This is a genomic window from Vulcanococcus limneticus LL (genome assembly GCF_943369875.1).
GTDB classification, from domain to species: Bacteria; Cyanobacteriota; Cyanobacteriia; order PCC-6307; family Cyanobiaceae; genus Vulcanococcus; species Vulcanococcus limneticus_A.
Genome location: NZ_CALROT020000002.1, coordinates 72,852 through 91,581 on the forward strand (window position 1 = coordinate 72,852; position 18,730 = coordinate 91,581).

19 protein-coding genes are annotated in these 18,730 nt (G+C 72.3%); 15 read left to right on the forward strand and 4 right to left on the reverse strand.

Annotated elements, in window-relative coordinates:
* Positions 1-20: 20 nt before the first annotated feature.
* Genes crtL through gyrA form a run of 3 tightly spaced genes read right to left on the reverse strand, consistent with a single transcriptional unit; the run spans position 21 to position 5,105 of the window.
* Complete coding sequence (gene crtL / locus ACLV7J_RS02995) at positions 21-1,280, reverse strand: lycopene beta cyclase (RefSeq protein WP_411867653.1); 1,260 nt, start codon at positions 1,278-1,280, stop codon at positions 21-23.
* Complete coding sequence (locus ACLV7J_RS03000) at positions 1,280-2,413, reverse strand: CARDB domain-containing protein (RefSeq protein WP_411867654.1); 1,134 nt, start codon at positions 2,411-2,413, stop codon at positions 1,280-1,282. Before ACLV7J_RS03000 ends, crtL begins: the two co-directional genes overlap by 1 nt.
* Complete coding sequence (gyrA, locus tag ACLV7J_RS03005) at positions 2,406-5,105, reverse strand: DNA gyrase subunit A (protein WP_411867655.1); 2,700 nt, start codon at positions 5,103-5,105, stop codon at positions 2,406-2,408. Before gyrA ends, ACLV7J_RS03000 begins: the two co-directional genes overlap by 8 nt.
* A gap of 44 nt (positions 5,106-5,149) precedes the next feature.
* On the opposite strand from gyrA, the gene ACLV7J_RS03010 reads away from it, so the two are divergent.
* The 7 genes from ACLV7J_RS03010 to rsmD all read left to right on the forward strand — a co-directional run bounded on the left by ACLV7J_RS03010 (position 5,150) and on the right by rsmD (position 11,283).
* Complete coding sequence (locus ACLV7J_RS03010) at positions 5,150-6,319, forward strand: homocysteine biosynthesis protein (RefSeq protein ID WP_411867656.1); 1,170 nt, start codon at positions 5,150-5,152, stop codon at positions 6,317-6,319.
* 96 nt (positions 6,320-6,415) lie between these two features.
* Entirely contained in the window at positions 6,416-7,147 is a 732-nt protein-coding gene (locus ACLV7J_RS03015; protein WP_411867657.1) for a CAAD domain-containing protein, read from the forward strand.
* Positions 7,148-7,225: 78 nt separating this feature from the next.
* The gene (locus ACLV7J_RS03020; RefSeq protein ID WP_411867658.1) at positions 7,226-8,389 is read left to right on the forward strand and encodes a GuaB3 family IMP dehydrogenase-related protein; all 1,164 of its coding nucleotides are present in this window, start codon (positions 7,226-7,228) and stop codon (positions 8,387-8,389) included.
* 201 nt (positions 8,390-8,590) lie between these two features.
* Positions 8,591-8,914: a thioredoxin gene (trxA, locus tag ACLV7J_RS03025; RefSeq protein ID WP_094588031.1), complete on the forward strand. Its 324-nt coding sequence runs from the start codon at positions 8,591-8,593 to the stop codon at positions 8,912-8,914.
* Positions 8,865-10,001 (forward strand): TIGR00730 family Rossman fold protein, encoded by a 1,137-nt coding sequence (locus ACLV7J_RS03030; protein ID WP_411867659.1) that lies wholly within the window; start codon positions 8,865-8,867, stop codon positions 9,999-10,001. Before trxA ends, ACLV7J_RS03030 begins: the two co-directional genes overlap by 50 nt.
* Positions 10,002-10,033: 32 nt before the next feature.
* Entirely contained in the window at positions 10,034-10,684 is a 651-nt protein-coding gene (hisH, locus tag ACLV7J_RS03035; RefSeq protein ID WP_411867660.1) for an imidazole glycerol phosphate synthase subunit HisH, read from the forward strand.
* Positions 10,681-11,283 (forward strand): 16S rRNA (guanine(966)-N(2))-methyltransferase RsmD, encoded by a 603-nt coding sequence (gene rsmD, locus ACLV7J_RS03040; protein ID WP_411867661.1) that lies wholly within the window; start codon positions 10,681-10,683, stop codon positions 11,281-11,283. Before hisH ends, rsmD begins: the two co-directional genes overlap by 4 nt.
* Before the next feature lie 7 nt (positions 11,284-11,290).
* On the opposite strand, the gene petG is transcribed toward rsmD, so the two are convergent.
* Entirely contained in the window at positions 11,291-11,404 is a 114-nt protein-coding gene (gene petG, locus ACLV7J_RS03045) for a cytochrome b6-f complex subunit V (RefSeq protein ID WP_094588283.1), read from the reverse strand.
* 156 nt (positions 11,405-11,560) lie between these two features.
* Between petG and ACLV7J_RS03050 the strand changes: the two genes are divergently transcribed.
* The 8 genes from ACLV7J_RS03050 to ACLV7J_RS03085 are packed head-to-tail and all read left to right on the forward strand — an operon-like array spanning position 11,561 to position 18,726.
* The gene (locus ACLV7J_RS03050; RefSeq protein WP_411867888.1) at positions 11,561-11,980 is read left to right on the forward strand and encodes a c-type cytochrome; all 420 of its coding nucleotides are present in this window, start codon (positions 11,561-11,563) and stop codon (positions 11,978-11,980) included.
* Positions 11,977-12,834: an RNA methyltransferase gene (locus ACLV7J_RS03055; RefSeq protein ID WP_411867662.1), complete on the forward strand. Its 858-nt coding sequence runs from the start codon at positions 11,977-11,979 to the stop codon at positions 12,832-12,834. Before ACLV7J_RS03050 ends, ACLV7J_RS03055 begins: the two co-directional genes overlap by 4 nt.
* Before the next feature lie 29 nt (positions 12,835-12,863).
* The gene (locus ACLV7J_RS03060) at positions 12,864-14,003 is read left to right on the forward strand and encodes a serine hydrolase (protein WP_411867663.1); all 1,140 of its coding nucleotides are present in this window, start codon (positions 12,864-12,866) and stop codon (positions 14,001-14,003) included.
* The gene (locus ACLV7J_RS03065) at positions 14,003-15,427 is read left to right on the forward strand and encodes a DUF3370 domain-containing protein (protein WP_411867664.1); all 1,425 of its coding nucleotides are present in this window, start codon (positions 14,003-14,005) and stop codon (positions 15,425-15,427) included. Before ACLV7J_RS03060 ends, ACLV7J_RS03065 begins: the two co-directional genes overlap by 1 nt.
* A complete protein-coding gene (bchI, locus tag ACLV7J_RS03070) occupies positions 15,424-16,512 on the forward strand; it encodes a magnesium chelatase ATPase subunit I (RefSeq protein ID WP_411867665.1) in 1,089 nt (362 codons plus the stop codon). Before ACLV7J_RS03065 ends, bchI begins: the two co-directional genes overlap by 4 nt.
* A gap of 53 nt (positions 16,513-16,565) precedes the next feature.
* Positions 16,566-17,030 carry a crossover junction endodeoxyribonuclease RuvC gene (gene ruvC / locus ACLV7J_RS03075; protein WP_411867666.1) on the forward strand — a complete coding sequence of 155 codons (465 nt, stop codon included), beginning with the start codon at positions 16,566-16,568 and terminating at the stop codon, positions 17,028-17,030.
* 45 nt (positions 17,031-17,075) lie between these two features.
* Positions 17,076-18,116 carry an aliphatic sulfonate ABC transporter substrate-binding protein gene (locus ACLV7J_RS03080; protein ID WP_411867667.1) on the forward strand — a complete coding sequence of 347 codons (1,041 nt, stop codon included), beginning with the start codon at positions 17,076-17,078 and terminating at the stop codon, positions 18,114-18,116.
* A gap of 31 nt (positions 18,117-18,147) precedes the next feature.
* Positions 18,148-18,726, forward strand: a complete 579-nt coding sequence (locus tag ACLV7J_RS03085) for a 5-formyltetrahydrofolate cyclo-ligase (RefSeq protein WP_411867668.1) — start codon at positions 18,148-18,150, stop codon at positions 18,724-18,726.
* The last annotated feature ends 4 nt before the right edge of the window (positions 18,727-18,730 follow it).

Sequence of the window (18,730 nt, forward strand, 5' to 3'; positions counted from 1 at the left end):
CCGCTGCTGGGCCCCGCCCCTCAGGGCCACAGCAGCCGGCCCAGCAGCGCCAGCTCCCGGCCGCGGGGTTCGATCAGACCCCAGCGCACGCCCCAGGGGGCCGTGACAAACAGCCGCAGCATCGCGGCGATCAGCTGCTGCAGGGGCAGGGTGTTGGTGAGAAAGCCATACCACTGGGCGGTGGGCATGGCGAAGAAGTTGGCGAAGAACGCCCGCAGCTGGGCCTCGGGGAAGCGCATCAGCTTCTCGAGGCCGAAGCGGTAGAGGGCGTGCTTGCGGCGCAGCTCCAGGGGCCAGAGCGCCGCCCAGGCCAGGCGAGCCACGCTGGCGGACTCCAGCCCCGGCGTGCGCAGGCCGGCGGCGATCGCGGCCGCCAGATCGGGGGCCCGGCGCAGCAGGGAGCCCACCATGTAGCCGGAGGCGGGATGCACCATCGAGGCCGCCCCGCCGAAGCCCACCACCTGCTGGCCGAGATCCGGCAGGGGCAGGTTCATCGGGAACAGGCAGAACTCCTCGTGCTGCACGTCCAGCACCTGCACGCCGCGATGGGCCAGCCGGCGCTGCAGCCGCTGCTTGAGCGTGTCGTAGGGAACGGGCGGCGCCAGGGCGAGTGACGTCTCCTCGACGAAGAACACGCCGCCGCCGAGATCCATGGCGTAGAGAAAGGTGGGCGGCTCCAGGCGCTCCTCCGGCGTGAGGTGATCGCAGCGGTAGTCCATGAGCACGAACTGGCCGGGCTGCACCGGCGGGGCCGAGAAGGTGCCCACCACCCCATAGGCGGCCTGGCCCGCCACCGGGCCGTCATCGGGGCGCTGCACGAACACCGGCTGATGGCCGCTGGCGTCCACCACCAGCCGGGCGCTCAGCTCCAGGCCCTCCTGGGTGGTGACGGTGGACTGCAGCGCCCCATGCCGGATCGCGGCGGCCAGGCCGCGGTGCCAGCGCAGCCCACCGGCGCGGCACTGCTCCAGCCAGTGCTGCTGGAGCCTGGTCTTGTCGAACAGGCCGTAGTCGATGCCATGGGCCACGACGCCGGGCTCCACTGCCCCTGGGGTAAGCGCCGCGCCGAAGTCGCTGCGGGTGTCGCTCCAGCGGTGGCCCAGCAGGGCCTCGAGGCCCTGGGCATCCACCTCGGGGCCCCAGATGCCGTAGGTGTTGGCCCAGGGCGCCTCGGGATCGGCGGCGGCCAGGGCTTCCACCGTGAGGCCCTGCTCCAGCAGGGCGGCGGCGATGGCCAGGGCAGCGGGCCCCGCGCCGACCACGAGCACGTCAGCCGGCATCACACCACCACATCCAGGGCGGCCCGGTTGTTGGCCTGCAGCTCCGGAGCCTCGAGGATCTCGCCCTCGGGGTCGGCGATCACCTCCAGCCGATGGGCGCCGGCCGCCAGGGCCAGGGGCACGCTGAACCGTTCGCTCGCGCCGGCGGCCAGCCAGGGCAGGCGCAGGTAGCGGTGGCCGGCATAGCGGTCGTCGATCACCACGGCGACCCCCACATCGTTCACATCCAGCGAGCCGCGGTTGGCCACCGTGAACCGGGCGGATCCCGCCTCAACGCGCAGGTCCTCCACCGCCAGGTCGCTGGCCAGATGATGCAGCTGCCCCAGCGGATAGATCGCCAGCGACTCCAGACTGCCCAGGCGGCTGCCGGGATGTTCGTGGTGCAGGTGCCCGCCATGGCGCAGATCGGTGCTGCAGCCATGCAGGTGCAGATGGGCACCGGCCTGGGGCACGGTGACCCGGCCGCTGCCGGGGTCGGTGTCATAGAAGCCGCAGCAATCCCAGTGCAGGGAGCGGCCGAGGAACCGGATCGGATCGGCGGGATCGCCCGGATCCTCGGGGGCGAGCCGGTAGTGCTGCAGCAGGTCGTAGAGGCTGCGGCCGGCCGTGCCGTAGCTGGTCGCGCTGCTGGCCACGGCGGTGTTGCGGCGCTGCTGGCCCATGCACAGCTTGGAGGCCACCGTGATCACCAGCGAATGCCACTGGGCCATCAGGCGCACGCCATAGATGGGGGCCTCCGCCAGCCGTCCGTCGGAACGCAGCCGGGCGATGGCCGCGGCCACCAGCTCCTGCAGCGGTCGCCCCTCCACCGGGCCTAGCGCGGCCGGATCGAGCGGCACCCGCAGGGCTGTGGCATCACCGCTGAAGCACACATAGGGGAAGTGGCCGCTGCCATCACCGGACCGCAGCGCCCGGATGCCACCGTCACCGGCCTGGCATTTCCAGATGGTGGTGTCGCCGGCGGCGTTGCGCAGGAAGGTGAGCTCGCCGTTGTCAACGCTGGTGGTGGTGCCCAGCCCCAGCACATCCCCCTGCAGGGGAATGGCCTCCAGGGGGAGATGCTCCTTCACATCCCCCTGGATCAGGTCGCTGATGCTGTTGGCGATCCAGAGCTCGCCGCTGCGATCAGGCATCGGGCTCGGGAGCCTCGGCCTGGGCCGCATCCGATGGCGTGGCATCCGCTGGCGCCACATCCGATGAAGCGGCATCCACTGGGGCCTCGTCGTCCTCACCCTCCGGCGCGGGCGGCACCAGCACCACCTCGGCCAAGCGGTCGCCGGAATCGAGCTTCTGCAGCCGCACGCCCGTGGCGGCGCGGGACTGCTGGGGCACCGCATCGGCCTGCATGCGCACGATCACACCCCGCTCGCTCACCAGCAGCAGCTCCTCGCCGGCGCCCAGCACCTTGAGGCCCACCAGCACATCGCCGTCGCGGCGGAACTTGATCGCCCGCAGGCCCATGCCGGCCCGCTTCTGCAGCCGGAACTGGTCCACCGGCACCCGCTTGCCCAGGCCGCTGGCGGAGGCCACCAGCACCCAGGGCCCCTCGCTCGGGGTCACCTCATCGCCTTCGGGGTCGCTGTCGTCGCCCGCGGCGGCGGCGGCACCTTCCACCCGGTCGGCCAGCTCCACCGGCAGCACGTCCATGCTCACCAGCGAATCGCCCTCGCGCAGGTTCATCGCCCGCACGCCGCGGGCGGTGCGGCCCAGGGGACGCAGCTCCTCGTCGCTGAGACGGAAGTGGATCGTCATGCCGTTGCGCGAGCCGATCAGCACGCTGTCGCCGGGCATTGCCAGCCGCACCCAGGTGAGGGCATCGCCATCCTCCAGGGAGATGGCGATCAGGCCGTTGGAGCGGATGTTGGCGAAGGCCGAGAGGCGGGTGCGCTTCACGTAGCCGCCGCTGGTGAGCATCACCAGCACCATGTTGTCCTCGAAGGCACCCACCGCCAGCAGCGAGGTGATCAGTTCCTCGCGGGGAATCGGCAGCAGCTGCACGATCGGCGTGCCCTTGGCGGCGCGGCTGCACAGGGGCACCCGGTAGGCGGGCACCGAATACACCACGCCGCGATCGCTGAACAGCAGCAGGTTGTCGTGGTCGTTGCAGCTGATGAACAGCTTCACGGCCTCCTCGCCCTGGCCCTTGGCGCCGGGGCTGCGGGTGCCGGCCTTGCCGCGGGTGCCGCGGCTGGTGGCCTCGAATTCGCTCACCGGCATCCGCTTGAGGTAGCCGTTTTCGGTGAGCAGCACCACCGAGCGCTCGTTGGCGATCAGGTCGATGTCTTCCAGGCCGCCCTCGAGGTCGAGGATCTCGGTGCGGCGGGGGGAGTCGTAGCGGCTGCGGATCGCCTGCAGCTCGTCGGTGATGATGCCGAGCACCCGCTCCTTGCGGGCCAGGATGTCCTGGTAGTCGGTGATCTTGGCCAGCAGATCCTCATGCTCGAGCCGGATCTTGTCGGCTTCGAGGGCCGTGAGCCGCCGCAGCTGCATCTGCAGGATCGCGTCGGCCTGGATCTCGCTGAGGCCGAACTGCTCCTGCAGCTCCAGGCGGGCCGTGGCGGTGTCGGCGGCGCCGCGGATCAGGGCGATGATCGCGTCGAGGTTGTCGAGGGCGATCAGCAGACCCAGCAGGATGTGGTCGCGCTCCTCGGCCTTGCGCAGCAGGTAGCGGGTGCGCCGCTCGATCGTCTCGACGCGGAACTCGAGGAACACCTCGAGCATCTTGCGCAGGGTGAGCAGCACTGGCTCGCCCTTCACCAGCGCCAGCATGTAGGCGCTGAAGTTGTTCTGCAGCGGCGTGAGCTTGAACAGGTTGTTGAGCACCACCTGCGGGTAGGCATCCCGGCGCAGCTCGATCACGATCCGCATGCCGTCGCGGTCGGATTCGTCGCGGATGTCGGCGATGCCCTCCAGCTTCTTGTCGTTCACCAGCTCGGCGATGCGCTCGATCAGCGCCGCCTTGTTGGTCTGGTAGGGCAGCTCGGTGATGATCACCGCATCGCGATCGGGGCGGCCCTTGGCCTCGATGGTCTCGATCGAGGCTACGCCGCGCATGGTCACCGAGCCACGGCCGGTGGTGTACATCTCGCGGATGCCGCGGCGCCCCAGGATCTGGCCGCCGGTGGGGAAGTCGGGGCCGGGAATCAGCGACGTCAGCACGCGATCGTCGACGTCCGGGTCGGCGATCAGGGCCAGCAGGCCATCGATCAGCTCGGTGAGGTTGTGGGGCGGGATGTTGGTCGCCATCCCCACGGCAATGCCGGTGGAGCCGTTGAGCAGCAGCTGCGGGATGCGCGCCGGCATCACCGTGGGCTCCTGCTGGGAGCCGTCGAAGTTGTCGATGAAATCGACGGTCTCGCTCTCGATGTCCTCCAGCAGGCTGTCGGTGGTGAGCGCCTGCAGCCGCGATTCCGTGTAACGCATGGCGGCCGGCGGATCGTTGTCCACCGAGCCGAAGTTGCCGTGGCCGTCGATCAGCGGCATGCGCATGGAGAAGTCCTGCGCCATGCGCACCAGCGCGTCGTAGACGGCCGTGTCGCCGTGGGGGTGGTACTTACCCAGCACCTCGCCCACCACACGGGCGCACTTGCGGTAGGGCCGGTCGCTGGTGAGGCCCAGCTCGTACATCGCGTAGAGGATGCGCCGGTGCACCGGCTTGAGGCCGTCGCGGGCATCGGGCAGGGCCCGGCCCACGATCACGCTCATCGCATACTCCAGATAGGAGCGCGACATCTCGTTGCGGAGGTCGGCCTGGATGATCCGGGAATCCCCGTTGTTGCCGGATTCGCCGGGACCTGTGGGACCGGTCCCTACTGGATCCGCCATCGATGACCGCCTGAGTTGACGCCATTTTATCGAGTGTTGCGGCCATGACCCCCCAGTCCCGGCTCCTGGAGCCCCGCAGCGAGTTGGAGCTGCGGGAACGGCAGGGTCGGGGGGAGCTGCGGGTGTGCACCGGGGCCGCCTTTCGCGGGCGGGTGGCGGCCGAGGGCCTGGAGGCCGCCTACGCCGCCACCGACGTGGTGGTGGCGGCCAACGCCGAGTTCACCGACCAGGCCTCACTGCTGCTGGGCCTGGGCCCGAGCGACCCGCCGATCCGCGTGCGCGAATTCCGACTGGGGGGCGTGGCGGGCCTGGGTGGCAGCGGCGCCACCGATCTAGTGCTGCCCATCGGCGGGGGGCTCACGGACCCGGGCCACCGCGGCGGCGCCCAGGTGCTGGCCGATCTGCTGACGGGGGCGGAGCTGCCGCTCACGGCCAGCGGCGAGGCCACGCCGCTGCACCCCCGCCGCGAACTGGAGACCCGCCTTTCCCTGGAGCGCATCGGCAGCGGCCGGCTGCTGCTGCACCGCGGCATCGGCGAGAACGGCGTGGTGGCGGTGAGCAGCGCCGAGGGGCTGACCCGCAGCCCCCTGGGCCCCCTGCTGGGCCCCTACACGACGGCCCTCTACAGCTGCGGCGGCAGCGCCAGCATCGGCCTGACCATGCCGGGGCTGTCGCTGCTGGGGCCAGGCTCGCCGGTGCTGGTGGGGGGAGCCCTGGGCTGGGTGCTGGGCCCCGGCAGCGGCCACAACCCCGCCCCCCGGCGCCTGCCCAGCGGCCACGCCCGCGTGCCCGGCGCCGCCTGCGCCCTGGCCGTCGACCTGCAGGGCCTGCGGCCCGCCTGGGTGCGGGCCACCCACTTCGAGGGCCACGGCAGCGGCCTGCTGGTGGGGGTGGCGGCGCCGGTGCCGCTGCTGGATCTGGCGGTGGCGCGCCAGGCCGCCGCCGGCGACCACGAGCTGGAGGCGCCGGTGCTCGACTTCTCGATCCCGCGGCGGATCAAACCGAGCTTCGGCTGCGTGCCCTACAGCCAGCTGCTGGCGGGCGAGATCCAGGTGGACGGCCGCAGGCTGCGCTGCGCCCCGGCCCACAGCCCGCGCATCGCCGCCGAGATCGCCGCCGAGCTGGTGGCCCAGCTGCAGGACGGCCGCTTCCCGCTGCGGCTGCCCCTGGCGCCCCTGGGGGAGCGACCGGGCCTGATTCCCCTGGAGGGCTAGGCGGAGGGCGGGAGCGGTCCAGGCGGCGGCCCCGGGGGAACCCTGAAGCCGGGAAACGGCCGTAAACTCCCGCACCGACCTGCGCGCTCCGGATCCATGGCTGATGCTTTCGCCGCCTCGAACGAAGGCCTCCAGCCCACCGACTCCAGCCCCGAGGGCGCGACCGGCTCCGGCCAGGGCGACACCCCCCTGGAACCCCCGAGCCCCCTGTTCCGGCACACCGAGACACCCGTCAGCACCGACGCACCGATGGCTGCGGAGGCACCGCTAGCGAGCGAGGAGGCCCCCGTCTCCCAGGACGCCCCCACCGGCGACCCCCAGCCCCTGGAGCCCGCCGAGGCCACGGCCAGCGCCTTCAGCGCGCCGGCACCGCAGCCCAGCGAGCCCGTGCCAGCGCCCCAACCCGTCCCAGCGGCGGCCTCCGAAACGGCTGCGAGCCCGGTGGCAGCCGCCGCGCCGGTCGAAGCCAGCGTCGCCAGCACGATCGAGATTCCAGCGCTGGAGCCCGGCGACGGCGGTGAGTGGGAGCTGCTGGTGGCCAAGGTCCGCCAGTGGCTCGCCAGCGGCCAGCTGCAGGAGCTGGTCGACACCGCCCGCACGCCGCTCACCCTGCTGGCCTACCTGGTGGTGGCGGTGCTGGTGCTGCAGATCTACACCGCCCTGCTGGATGTGCTCGAGGGCCTTCCCCTGGTGCCGGGCCTGCTGGAGCTGGCGGGCGTGGTCACCGTGGTGCGCTTCGCCCTGACGCGCCTGGTGCGCAGCAGCGACCGCCAGCAGGTGATCGCCGGCCTCAAGAGCCGCTGGAACGCCTTCCGCGGCCAGGGCTGAGCGGGGCTGAAGCCGCCGGCCCGGAGCGGACGCCATCGGGCCGGTTGATAGCTTGGCCCGATTGCGTCAACGTTCCCGGTGGACATTCAGCTCGGCCGTTCCCGTACCGTCCGTCGCGCCTATGGCATCGACGAGATCGCCCTGGTGCCAGGCGGTCGCACGGTCGATCCAGCCGTCACCGACAGCAGCTGGACCCTGGGCGGCATAACCCGTGAGATCCCGATCATCGCCAGCGCCATGGACGGCGTGGTGGATGTGGGCGTGGCGGTGGAGCTCACCAAGCTCGGCGCCCTGGGGGTGCTGAACCTGGAGGGGGTCCAGTGCCGCTACGACGACCCCAATCCGGTGCTGGATCGCATCGCAGCGGTGGGCAAAGACGAGTTCGTGCCGCTGATGCAGGAGCTCTACAGCCAGCCGGTGCGCGAGGACCTGATCCGCAGGCGCATCGCCGAGATCAAGGAGCGGGGCGGCATCGCCGCCGTGAGCGCCACCCCCGTGGCAGCCCTGAAGTTCGGCAAGGCGATCGCAGAGGCAGGCGCTGACCTGTTCTTCGTGCAGGCCACGGTGGTCAGCACCGAGCACATCGGCCCCGAGGGCCAGGAGACCCTGGACCTGGCGGCCCTCTGCCGCGATTTCGGCGTGCCCGTGGTGATCGGCAACTGCGTCACCTACGACGTGGCCCTGCAGCTGATGCGCGCCGGCGCCGCCGGCGTGATGGTGGGCATCGGCCCCGGCGCCGCCTGCACCAGCCGCGGCGTGCTGGGCGTCGGCATCCCCCAGGCCACCTCCGTGGCCGACTGCGCCGCCGCCCGCGACGACTACTTCGCCGAGAGCGGCCGCTACGTGCCGATCGTGGCCGACGGCGGCATCGTCACCGGCGGTGACATCTGCAAGTGCCTGGCCTGCGGCGCCGACGCTGTGATGATCGGCTCGCCGATCGCCCGCGCCGCCGAGGCCCCCGGCCGTGGCTTCCACTGGGGCATGGCCACCCCCAGCCCGGTGCTGCCCCGCGGCACCCGCATCAAGGTGGGCACCACCGGCAGCCTGGAGAAGATCCTGCGCGGCCCCGCCGGCCTCGACGACGGCACCCAGAACCTGCTGGGCTGCATCAAGACCTCCATGGGCACCCTCGGCGCCCGCACCCTCAAGGAGATGCAGAAGGTGGACGTGGTGGTGGCCCCCTCGCTGCTCACCGAGGGCAAGGTGTATCAGAAGGCCCAGCAACTGGGCATGGGCAAGTAGGGAGGATCCCCGCCCCGGGACCGGTTCAGGCCCCCCGGGGCACAGGACCTAATCTGAGGGTGTGCGGGCTTCGGCCCACACACTCCTCACACCCCCAAGCCCGGCGCGTCCGGGCCTTTTGTCTTCATTACGAGCCCCCTGCGCCACCGGGGCAAACCCGGGGGGCATTGCTAGATTTCAGCCATCCTGATCCTCCTTCGGATGTCCAGCGCAGCCGCCGTCACCGACGCGTCCTTCGAGCAAGACGTGCTCAAGAGCGAGGTGCCCGTGCTGGTGGATTTCTGGGCTCCCTGGTGCGGCCCCTGCCGCATGGTGGCTCCGATCGTCGACGAGATCGCCAAGGAGTTCGAGGGCAAGATCAAGGTGTTCAAGCTCAACACCGACGAGAACCCCAACGTCGCCAGCCAGTACGGCATCCGCAGCATCCCCACCCTGATGGTGTTCAAGGGCGGCCAGAAGGTGGACACCGTGGTCGGTGCCGTGCCCAAGACCACCCTGTCGGGCACCATCTCCAAGTACCTCTGAATCCCCCGTTCTGAGTTCCGCTTTCTCGCCCGCCTACTCCACAGGTCAGAGTCCACTGGAGGCCCTGGGGTCCCTGCTGCGGGGCCACCCCCAGCGCCGTGAGATCGAGCGGACCATCGTCAGCCTGCTGGAGATCAGCCGCAGCAGCACGGACGCCAACGAGTGGCGCCTGATCCGTGGCGCCCTGGCCGACATCCGCGACGGCCTGGCGGTGTTCGGCCCGCGGCGCCAGACCCGCAAGGTCACGGTGTTCGGCTCGGCGCGCACCGCCACCGAGGACCCGGCCTACAAGCTGGCCGAGCAGCTGGCCACCGAGGCGGTGGCCCAGGGCTTCGACGTGATGACCGGGGCCGGCGGCGGCATCATGGAGGCGGCCAACCGGGGCGCCGGCTGTGAGAACAGCATCGGCCTCAACGTGGACCTGCCCTTCGAGCAGCACGCCAACCGCTACGTGAGCGGCTGCGACGGGCGCCTGCTGCACTTCCGCTACTTCTTCACCCGCAAGCTGTTCTTCCTGCGCGAGAGCGATGCGCTGGTGGTGCTGCCGGGGGGCTACGGCACCTTCGACGAGCTGTTCGAGTCCCTCACGCTGATCCAGACCGGCCGCACCCCGCCGATCCCGCTGGTGATGCTGGCGCCCCCCGGGGACGACTTCTGGCCCACGTTGATGCGGGATGTGCAGGCGGGGCTGGCGGCCCGGGGCCTGATCTCGGCCGAGGACACGGCCCTGCTCAAGCAGGCCACCACCGCCGCCGAGGCGATGGAGCACATCTGCACCTTCTACCGGGTGTTCCACGCCGCCCAGCTCGGCGAGGACCGCATGGAGCTGCTGCTGCACGTGCCGATCCCGCCCGACCTGCTGCCGGATCTGAACCGGGAGTTCGCCGATGTGGTGAGCGAGGGCACGATCAGTGCCGGTGAGAGCTCCGATGAGGAGGGGATCCTGCGGCCCTGCCTGCGCTTCCAGCTGGATCGGCGCCGCATGGGCCGGCTCTATCAGCTGATCGACCGCATCAACGCCATTCCCCTGCCGGCCTCACCGGCCCTGGAGCAGCCGTGCCAGCGGCTCGGGGTCAGCGTCGTCTGAGGATGGGCACCTTGCCTGCGACCGGCTTGACCATGGCCAGCCCGACCCCGCTCCGCATCGGCCTGATCGACTACGGCATGGGCAACCTGCACTCGGTGCAGCGGGCCTTCGAGCGGCTGGGGGCTGAGGTGGTGGCCGTCCACGGCACCGCCGACACCGCCGGCTGCCGGGCCCTGGTGCTGCCGGGGGTGGGCGCCTTCGATCCGGCGATGGAGCGGCTGCACCGCTCGGGCCTGGTGCCGGTGATCGCCGACTGGTACGCCGCCGGCCGGCCCTTGCTCGGCATCTGCCTGGGCCTGCAGCTGCTGTTCGAGGCCAGCGACGAGGGCCAGGCGGCCGGTCTGGGCCTGCTGAAGGGGCGGGTGCGGGCCCTGCCCCGCAGCCCGGGCCATCCGGTGCCCCACATGGGCTGGGCGCCGCTGCTGCCGGCTGAGCCCAGTCCCCTGCTGCCGGCGGGCACCCCGGCGAGCTGGGTCTACTTCGTGCATTCCTATGCCGCCGAGCCCAGCGACCCGGCCTGCACCACCGCCCGGGTCGACTTCGCCGGCAGCCCCGTGACCGCGGCGGTGTGGCAGGGGAGCATCGCCGCCTGCCAGTTCCACCCGGAGAAATCGAGCGGCACGGGCGAGGCGATGCTGCGCCGCTGGCTGGACTGGCTGGCGGCGGGGCGCCTCAGCCCATGAGCCTGCGCCTGAGCGGCGGTCGCCGGCTGCAGAGCCCGCCCGGCGCCACCGCCCGTCCCACCCCCTCACGGCTGCGCCTGGCGGTGATGAACATGCTGGCGGCTGAGCTGCCGGGGGCCCGGTGGCTCGACCTGTTCAGCGGCAGCGGCGTGATGGGCTGCGAGGCGCTGCAGCGCGGCGCGGGGTGCGTGGTGGCGGTCGACCAGGACCGGCAGATGGCCGCGACCAGCCGCGCCAACCTGGAGGCCGTTGCCCAAGGCCTGGCCGGCCGGCCCCAGGGATCCGAACGGAGCGCCGCAACGGTGGAGGTGGCGCAGCAGGAGGTGCTGCGCTGGCTGCAGGCTGGTGCGCTGCAGCGGGGCCAGGGCCGCGACTGGAGCGGCGGTTTCGAGCTCATTTACGCCGACCCGCCCTACGCAGCGGGCCTCTACGGCCCCGTGGCGAGGGCCGTGGCGGCGGGGGGCTGGCTGACCCCTGGGGGAGAGCTGCTGCTGGAGTGCGCCTCCAGTGCCGTTACCGAGGTGCCCGAGGGCTGGCTGTTGCACGACCAGCGCCGCTACGGGAGCAGCACCCTGGTGCGGCTCAGGCTGGAGGGCTGAGCGGACCTCAGCCGCCGAGGGCGCCGCCGCGGCGGTACTGGTTCCAGGCGGCGACGAACAGACCGGCCAGGGTCACCGGGATCAGACCGAGCACGATGCCGCAGAGCAGGGGTTCGATCATGGCGCGCTGGAACGGGATGGCGTTGCAGAATTGTCCCACGGCCCAGGCGGCCACCGAGACGCCCGTAGAGCAACTGTGATCGCCGAGCCCAACGCCATTCCGCCGCCACCGCTTCCCTCCGCCTCGGCGCTCACGCCGGCGCTCGCCGCCCTGCCCATGGCGAGCGCAGGGAGCGTGGACAGCGCCGCCGGCACCAGCGATGCCCCTGCGGGCGGAGCCCCGTCGCGCCGCGGCCTGATCGGCGCCCTGGTGCTGCTGGCGGCCATCGCCTCGATCCTGCTGGTGCTGCTCGGGGCCCTGCCGGCGGCCCGCAGTGATCCCTACACCCGCAGCACCCTGCAGCTGGCGGGCTCCGAGGAGCGGGGCGGCCAGCTGTTCATGATCAACTGCGCCGGCTGCCACGGCATCGCCGCCCAGGGCCTGGTGGGCCCGAACCTGCATGGCGTGGCGGGCCGCAAGAACGACCGGCAGCTGATCCAGCAGGTGGTGAGCGGCCGCACGCCGCCCATGCCCCGCTTCCAGCCCGAGCCCCAGGCCATGGCCGACCTGCTCGCCTACCTGCACGCACTGGCGTGAGCGCGCCCGCGGCGCGGCAGTCCGCCCGCCCCCCGGCCCCCGTCGTGGTGGTGCTGGTGGAGCCGGCCGGCCCGCTGAACGTGGGCGGCGTGGCCCGGCTCTGCGCCAACTTCGCCATCGCCGAACTGCGGCTGGTGGCCCCCCGCTGCGACCACCTCGGCGAGGAGGCCCTGCGCATGGCTGTGCACGGCGGGGGGCTGCTGCAGCGGGCCCGCCTGTTCCCCGACCTGGCTGCAGCCCTGGCCGACTGCCGGCGCGTGGTGGCCAGCTGCGGCCAGGTGGCCCGCGACAGCCTGCCCCTGCACAGCCCCGCCGATGCCCTCGGCTGGCTGCTGGCGGCAACCGCCCTGCCGGCCGGCGAGGCGCCGCCGCCATCGGCGCTGGTGTTCGGGCGCGAGGACCGGGGGCTGAGCACCGATGAACTGCTGCAGGCCGGCCGGGTGCTGCGCATCGCCACCGGCGAGGCCTACGCCTCCCTGAACCTCGCCCAGGCGGCGGCCATCTGCCTGCACGAACTCCACCAGGCGCAGCTGCGGCAGGCATGCCCGGACGAACCGGGCCCAGGGGCCCCCCTGCCCGCGCCGTCCGCCGTGGCAGCGGCCACGCCGCAGGCCCGTGACTCCCCGGCCGATCCCCTCGGGGATCCGGCCCCCCGCGCCGCCGTCGAGGCCATGCTCCAGGACGCCGAGGAGCTGCTGCTGGCGGTGGGCTTCCTCTACCCCCACACGGCCCACGCCCGCATGGCCAAGCTGCGGGGCCTGCTGCAGCGCGGCCAGATCCGCGACGGCGAGGTGGCCCTGGTGCGGGGCATGGTCCGGCAGCTGCGCTGGGCAGCACAGCGGCGAAGCCCCTAAGGTCTGGCCCTGCCTGGATCCGCCCGCCCGTGAGTTCCCCTCGCCCCGCCCGCTCCGGCTCCGGCACCTGGGGGCCGCTGCGCCTGCTGCTGCGGTTGCTGGTGATGGGCATCGGCCTGGGGCTGATCAGCGGCACGGCCCTGAAGCTGCTGGCGCCGCGGCTGGCCCAGGGCTCGATCAACGCCCCCCGCCTCACCGGCAGCCCTGCCGGCCAGCCCCTCCAGGCCCTGCAGCGGGGCATCCCCCTGGGCCGCTTCGAGCCCCACCGGGAACTCACGGGCCTGAGCAGAAAATGGGCCGCCCTGGCGGCGGTCCACAAGGACCTCAAGGCCAGCGGCTACCTGCTGGTGCTCGATGACGGCCGCTTCGCCCAGCTGCAGAGCGAGCTGCCCCTGCCGGCCGCCAGCTCGATCAAGACGCCGATCCTGCTGGCGGCCCTGGAGGACCTGGACGCCGGCCGCGTGCGCTGGGACCAGCCCCTGACCATGACCAAGGAGGTGGTGGGGGCCGGCGCCGGCTGGATGGCGAACAAGCCGGTGGGAACGCGCTTCCCGTTCCACGAGGCCGCCACCGAGATGATCCGCGTGAGCGACAACACCGCCACCAACCTGCTGATCAAGCGGCTCGGCGGCAAGACGGCCCTCAACGCCCGTTTCCAGGCCCTGGGGCTGCCGGGCACGGTGATCAACAACTGGCTGCCGGACCTGGAGGGCACCAACACCACCAGCGCCCACGACCTGGCCCGGACCATCGCCCTCGTGGACACCGGCGAGAAGCTCAGCCCCCGGGCCCGGGACCTGTTCCGCCAGGTGATGGGCACCTCGCGCACCAACACCCTGCTTCCCCTGGGCCTGCTCCAGGGCCTCGGTGGCGACTCGGCCGATCCCGACGCCGATCTGATGCCCTACGGCGTGACCGTGCTCAACAAGACCGGCGACATCGGCATCGCCTATGCCGACGGCGGCCTGATCGAACTGCCCAATGGCCAGCGGGCCGTGGCCGCCTTCATGGTGAAGGGCCCCTTCAACGACCCCCGCTCCACCGACCTGATCCGGGCCATGGCCGCCGAGGCGGCCAAGCTGCTGGTGCCCCGCGGCGCCGCGGCCGCGCAGCCCGCCACGGCGTCCGCACCCCCGTCCGCCACGACACGATCCACCGAGCCCCGCTGATGCTGTCCATCCTGCTGGCCGCCGCCCTGCCGGCCCCCGTGGCCGCCCCCGCTCCGGCAGCGGCCAACCCACCGCCCGCCACCACGCTGCTGCGCCCCCAGACGGTGGCCCCCCTGCCGGGCGGCCTGGACCCGGTGCTGCTGGTGAACGACAACAACCCGGAGCTGATCACGGCGCCGGGGATCCTGCTCTCCACCTTCCCCCGGCAGGGCCGGGGCGTGCCGGAGGCCCACCTGGATGTGCCGCTGAGCGGTCGCTTCGACCTGTTCAGCCACCACGTGTATGCCGGCCGGCCCGAGAGCCTCGATTCCACCCTGTGGCTGGCGGTGCTGGCCCAGCCCCGCGGCAGCCAGCCGGTGAGCCTGCAGCTGCTGGCCGGCTCCACTGCCCTCTCCCAGGCCACCGACGCGGTGCAGCCCTCGGCCCCCTTCCTGCCCCTGCCGGAGCTGCTGCCCCAGGACGGCACGGTGTTCTCCGGCCCCGGCAGCCGCGTGGCCACGGAACTGCTGGACCGCTACCGCAGCCCGCTGCTGCCCGCCAGCTGGACCCTGCAGCCCGGAGCGCCCACCACCCTGGTGGTGCTGCCCCTGCCGGTGAAGGGGCTCGATCCGCTGCTCAACGGCCGCAACCTGCAGCTGCGGCTGCAGAGCCAGGGCCCCGTGAGCCTGGCCACCCTGGCGGCCTTCGGCACGGGCGATCAGCCGCCGCCGCCCGGGAGCTGGGCGGCGCTGCTGGAGGGTCCCCTGAGTCCCAAGGAGCACCAGCCCACCCCCCGCGGCAGCAAGGGCAAGCTGATCTACTCGCGGGTGAGCGGGGTGCAGATCGGCAGTGTCTGGCGCACGACCCTCACCGATCCGGGCCGGCGCTGGCTCAGTGCCAGCCGTGCCCCGATCTCCTGGCCGATCAGCTCCCTGGAGCGCGGCAGCCTCGGCACGGGCCAGGTGCAGACCGCCGAGCTGCAGGCCCTCTACTCCGGCACCGCCTGGGCCGCCCACGGCAACTACGGCGTGGAGTACGACCTGGCCATCCCCCTGCGCAACGACACCAAGGCCCCCGTGCAGCTGCAGCTGGCCCTGGAATCGCCGCTCAAGACCGATGCAACGGTGGGGGGCCTGCGCTTCAACGCCAGCCCGGCGCGGGCCGTGATGTTCCGCGGCAGCGTGGAGGTGAGCGGCCTCGATGCGGCCGACGGCCAGGCCGCCGGCCGCCGCAGCTTCCACCTGATCCAGCGGGCGGGCCAGCAGGGTCCGGTGCTGGGCACGCTGAGCCTGGCCCCCGGCAGCCAGCGCCAGCTGCGGGTGCGGCTGATCTACCCGGCCGATGCCACCCCGCCCCAGGTGCTGAGCCTGCTGCCGGTGGCCGTCCCGGTGCCTCAACCGGCTGTGAAACAATCGCCTGCTCCCCCAGCCAGCAGCCAACCGTGACGCAAGCCCGCAAGCGCCGGGTCTTCCCCTTCACCGCCATCGTGGGTCAGGAGGAGATGAAGCTGGCCCTGCTGCTGAACGTGATCGATCCGCGCATCGGCGGCGTGATGATCATGGGCGACCGGGGCACGGGCAAGAGCACCACGATCCGGGCCCTGGCCGATCTGCTGCCCGAGATCGACGTGGTGGCGGGCGACCCCTACAACAGCTCCCCAAGCGACCCGGATCTGCAGAGCGCCGAGGTGCGCCAGCGGGCCGAGCACGGCGAATCGCTGCCGATCGAGCAGCGCCAGGTGCCGATGGTGGACCTGCCCCTGGGCGCCACGGAAGACCGCCTCTGCGGCACCATCGACATCGAGAAGGCCCTCAGCGAGGGCGTGCGGGCCTTCGAGCCCGGCCTGCTGGCCAAGGCCAACCGCGGCCTGCTCTACGTGGATGAGGTGAACCTGCTGGACGACCACCTGGTGGACGTGCTGCTGGATTCGGCCGCCTCGGGCTGGAACACGGTGGAGCGCGAGGGCGTGAGCGTACGCCACCCGGCCCGCTTCGTGCTGATCGGCTCCGGCAACCCCGAGGAGGGCGAGCTGCGGCCCCAGCTGCTCGACCGCTTCGGCATGAGCGTGGAGGTGCGCACCGTGCGCGACCCCGAGCTGCGGGTGCAGGTGGTGGACCAGCGCACCAGCTTCGACAACGACCCCGACCGCTTCAACGACGGCGTGCAGCCCACCCAGGACGCCCTGCAGGAGCGCGTGATCGCGGCTCAGACTCTCCTGCCACAAGTCCAGATCGACGACGACCTGCGCATCCGCATCAGCGCCATCTGCGGCGAGCTGGATGTGGACGGCCTGCGCGGCGACATCGTGACCAACCGCGCCGCCCGCGCCCTGGCCGCCTTCGAGGGCCGCACGGAGGTGACGGAAGACGACGTGGCCCGGGTGGCCGCCTGCTGCCTGCGCCACCGCCTGCGCAAGGACCCGCTGGAGCAGATCGACTCGGGCGACCGGGTGGTGAAGGTGTTCTGCAAGGTGTTCGAGCGGCCCGAGGCCAGCGACCGCAGCGCCTTCGAGCTGGCCCTGGCGGCCTGAGCGGCGGCCGGCCCGCGCCGGCTCCTGCACACTGGGCCGATCGCCGCCCGCCCATGCGCATCCTCGGCCTGGATCCGGGCCTGGCCCGCGTCGGCTACGGCGTGATCGACACGGGCGGCGGCCAGCAGCGCCTGCTGGACTGCGGCATCATCCGCACCGACCCCGGCCGCAGCGAGGGCGAGCGGATGGTGGAGATCGCCCGGGACCTGCGCCAGCTGATCCGCGCCTGGCGGCCGGAGCTGGCGGCGGTGGAGAAGTTCTTCTTCTACCGCTCCAGCACCACCATCGCCGTGGTGCAGGCCCGCGGCGTGCTGATGATGACCCTGGCCCGCTTCGCCATTCCGGTGGTGGAGTTCCCGCCGATGCAGATCAAGCTGGCCCTCGCCGGCCACGGCCACGCGGGCAAGGACGACGTGCTGGCGGCGGTGATGCGCGAGCTGAACCTCGAGATTCCCCCGCGGCCGGACGACGCCGCCGACGCCCTGGCCGTGGCCCTGACCGGCTGGTTCCAGCGCTGAGCCGGGGCGCGGCGGTTACAACAGGGCTGGAAGCTGCCGAAGCCCATGCCGATCCGCCTCCTGCCGCCATCCCGCCGCGCCGTGCTGCGCTGGGCCCTGCTGGGGGGGCTGGCCCTCACGGGGAGCGTGGCCGTGACGGCGCTCCTGGGCGTGGCCGGCTCCCGGGACGCCATGGCCGCAGGCCGCGGGCCCAGCCGCGTGCGCCTCGACTATGCCGCCTACAACCCGGTGAGTCTGGTGCTCAAGGAGCGCGGCATCCTCGAGCAGGCGCTCAAGAAGCAGAACATCCAGGTGGAGTGGGTGCTCAGCCAGGGCAGCAACAAGGCCCTCGAATACCTGGCAGCCCGCCGCATCGACTTCGGCTCCACGGCGGGTGCGGCGGCCTTCGTCGGCAGGGCCAACGGCGCCCCGATCAAGGCCATTTACGTCTACTCCAAGCCGGAATGGACGGCGCTGGTGGTGCGCAACGACTCCAAGCTGCGCACCGTGCGGGATCTCAAGGGCCGACGGGTGGCCGCCAACCGCGGCACCGATCCCTACATCTTTCTGCTGCGGACCCTGGATCGCAACGGCCTGGCGCCCCGCGACGTGACGATCGTGCAGCTCTCCCATGCCGACGGAAAGACGGCCCTGGAGCGGGGCTCCGTGGACGCCTGGGCTGGCCTGGATCCGCTGATGGCCAAGGCCGAGGTCGACAGCAAGGCCAGGCTGCTCTACCGCAACCCCGACTTCAACACCTACGGGATCCTCAACGTGCGGGACCAGTTCGCCAGGGAGAACCCCGCCACGGTGCAGACGGTGCTGCGGGCCTACGAACAGGCACGCCTCTGGGCCCTGAAGAATCCCCAGGAACTCCGGAAGGTGCTGATGCGGGAAGCGCAGCTCAGCGACGCCGTGGCCGCCCGCCAGCTGCAACGCACCGACCTGCGCCACAACAGCATCGGTGCCCCCGAGAAGGCCTCGATCCTGGCCGCCGGGGATGTGCTCAGGAAGTCCGGCGTAATTCCGGCCAGCACCGATGCCAAGCAGGTGCTCAAGGACCTGATCGACACCCGCTACACCACCAAGCTCAGCGGTGGGCGATGACCAACCGGGGGCACCGGGCCCGGCCGTGGCCGTGAGTTCCGCGAGTAAGTCCGACCTGCGCCAGCAGTTCCGGCAGCGCCGGCTGCAGGCCCTGCCGGCGGTCGAGGCGGCGATCCAGGCCAACGCCCGCCGTCACCTGGCGCCGCTGGTGCCGGCGGACGCGTTCCTGGGGCTCTACTGGCCCCTGGCCGGCGAGGCGGATCTGCGCCGCCTCGCCGATCCCCTGGCGGACCGCCTGGCCCTGCCGGCCATCGAAGGCGGTTCCCCCGACCAGGCGCGGATGGTCTACCGCCCCTGGCGGGCGGACAGGCCCCTGCGGCCGGACGGCTGCGGCATTCCCGCCCCGGAGCCCGGCGAGGGCAACGAGCCACCGCTGGCGCCGGAGCGGATGGCGTTGCTGCTGGCCCCGTCCCTGGCCTGCGATGCCAGCGGCATCTGCCTGGGCTACGGCGGCGGCTGGTTCGACCGGCTGCGCGCCGACCCGGCCTGGGCCGCCGTGCCCACCCTGGCGGTGCTGCCTTCGGCTTGCCGGCTGCCCGCCCTGCCCCGCGACCCCTGGGACATCCCGCTGCAGGGCTGGCTGGATGAGACGGGCCTGCACTGGTTCTGAGCCG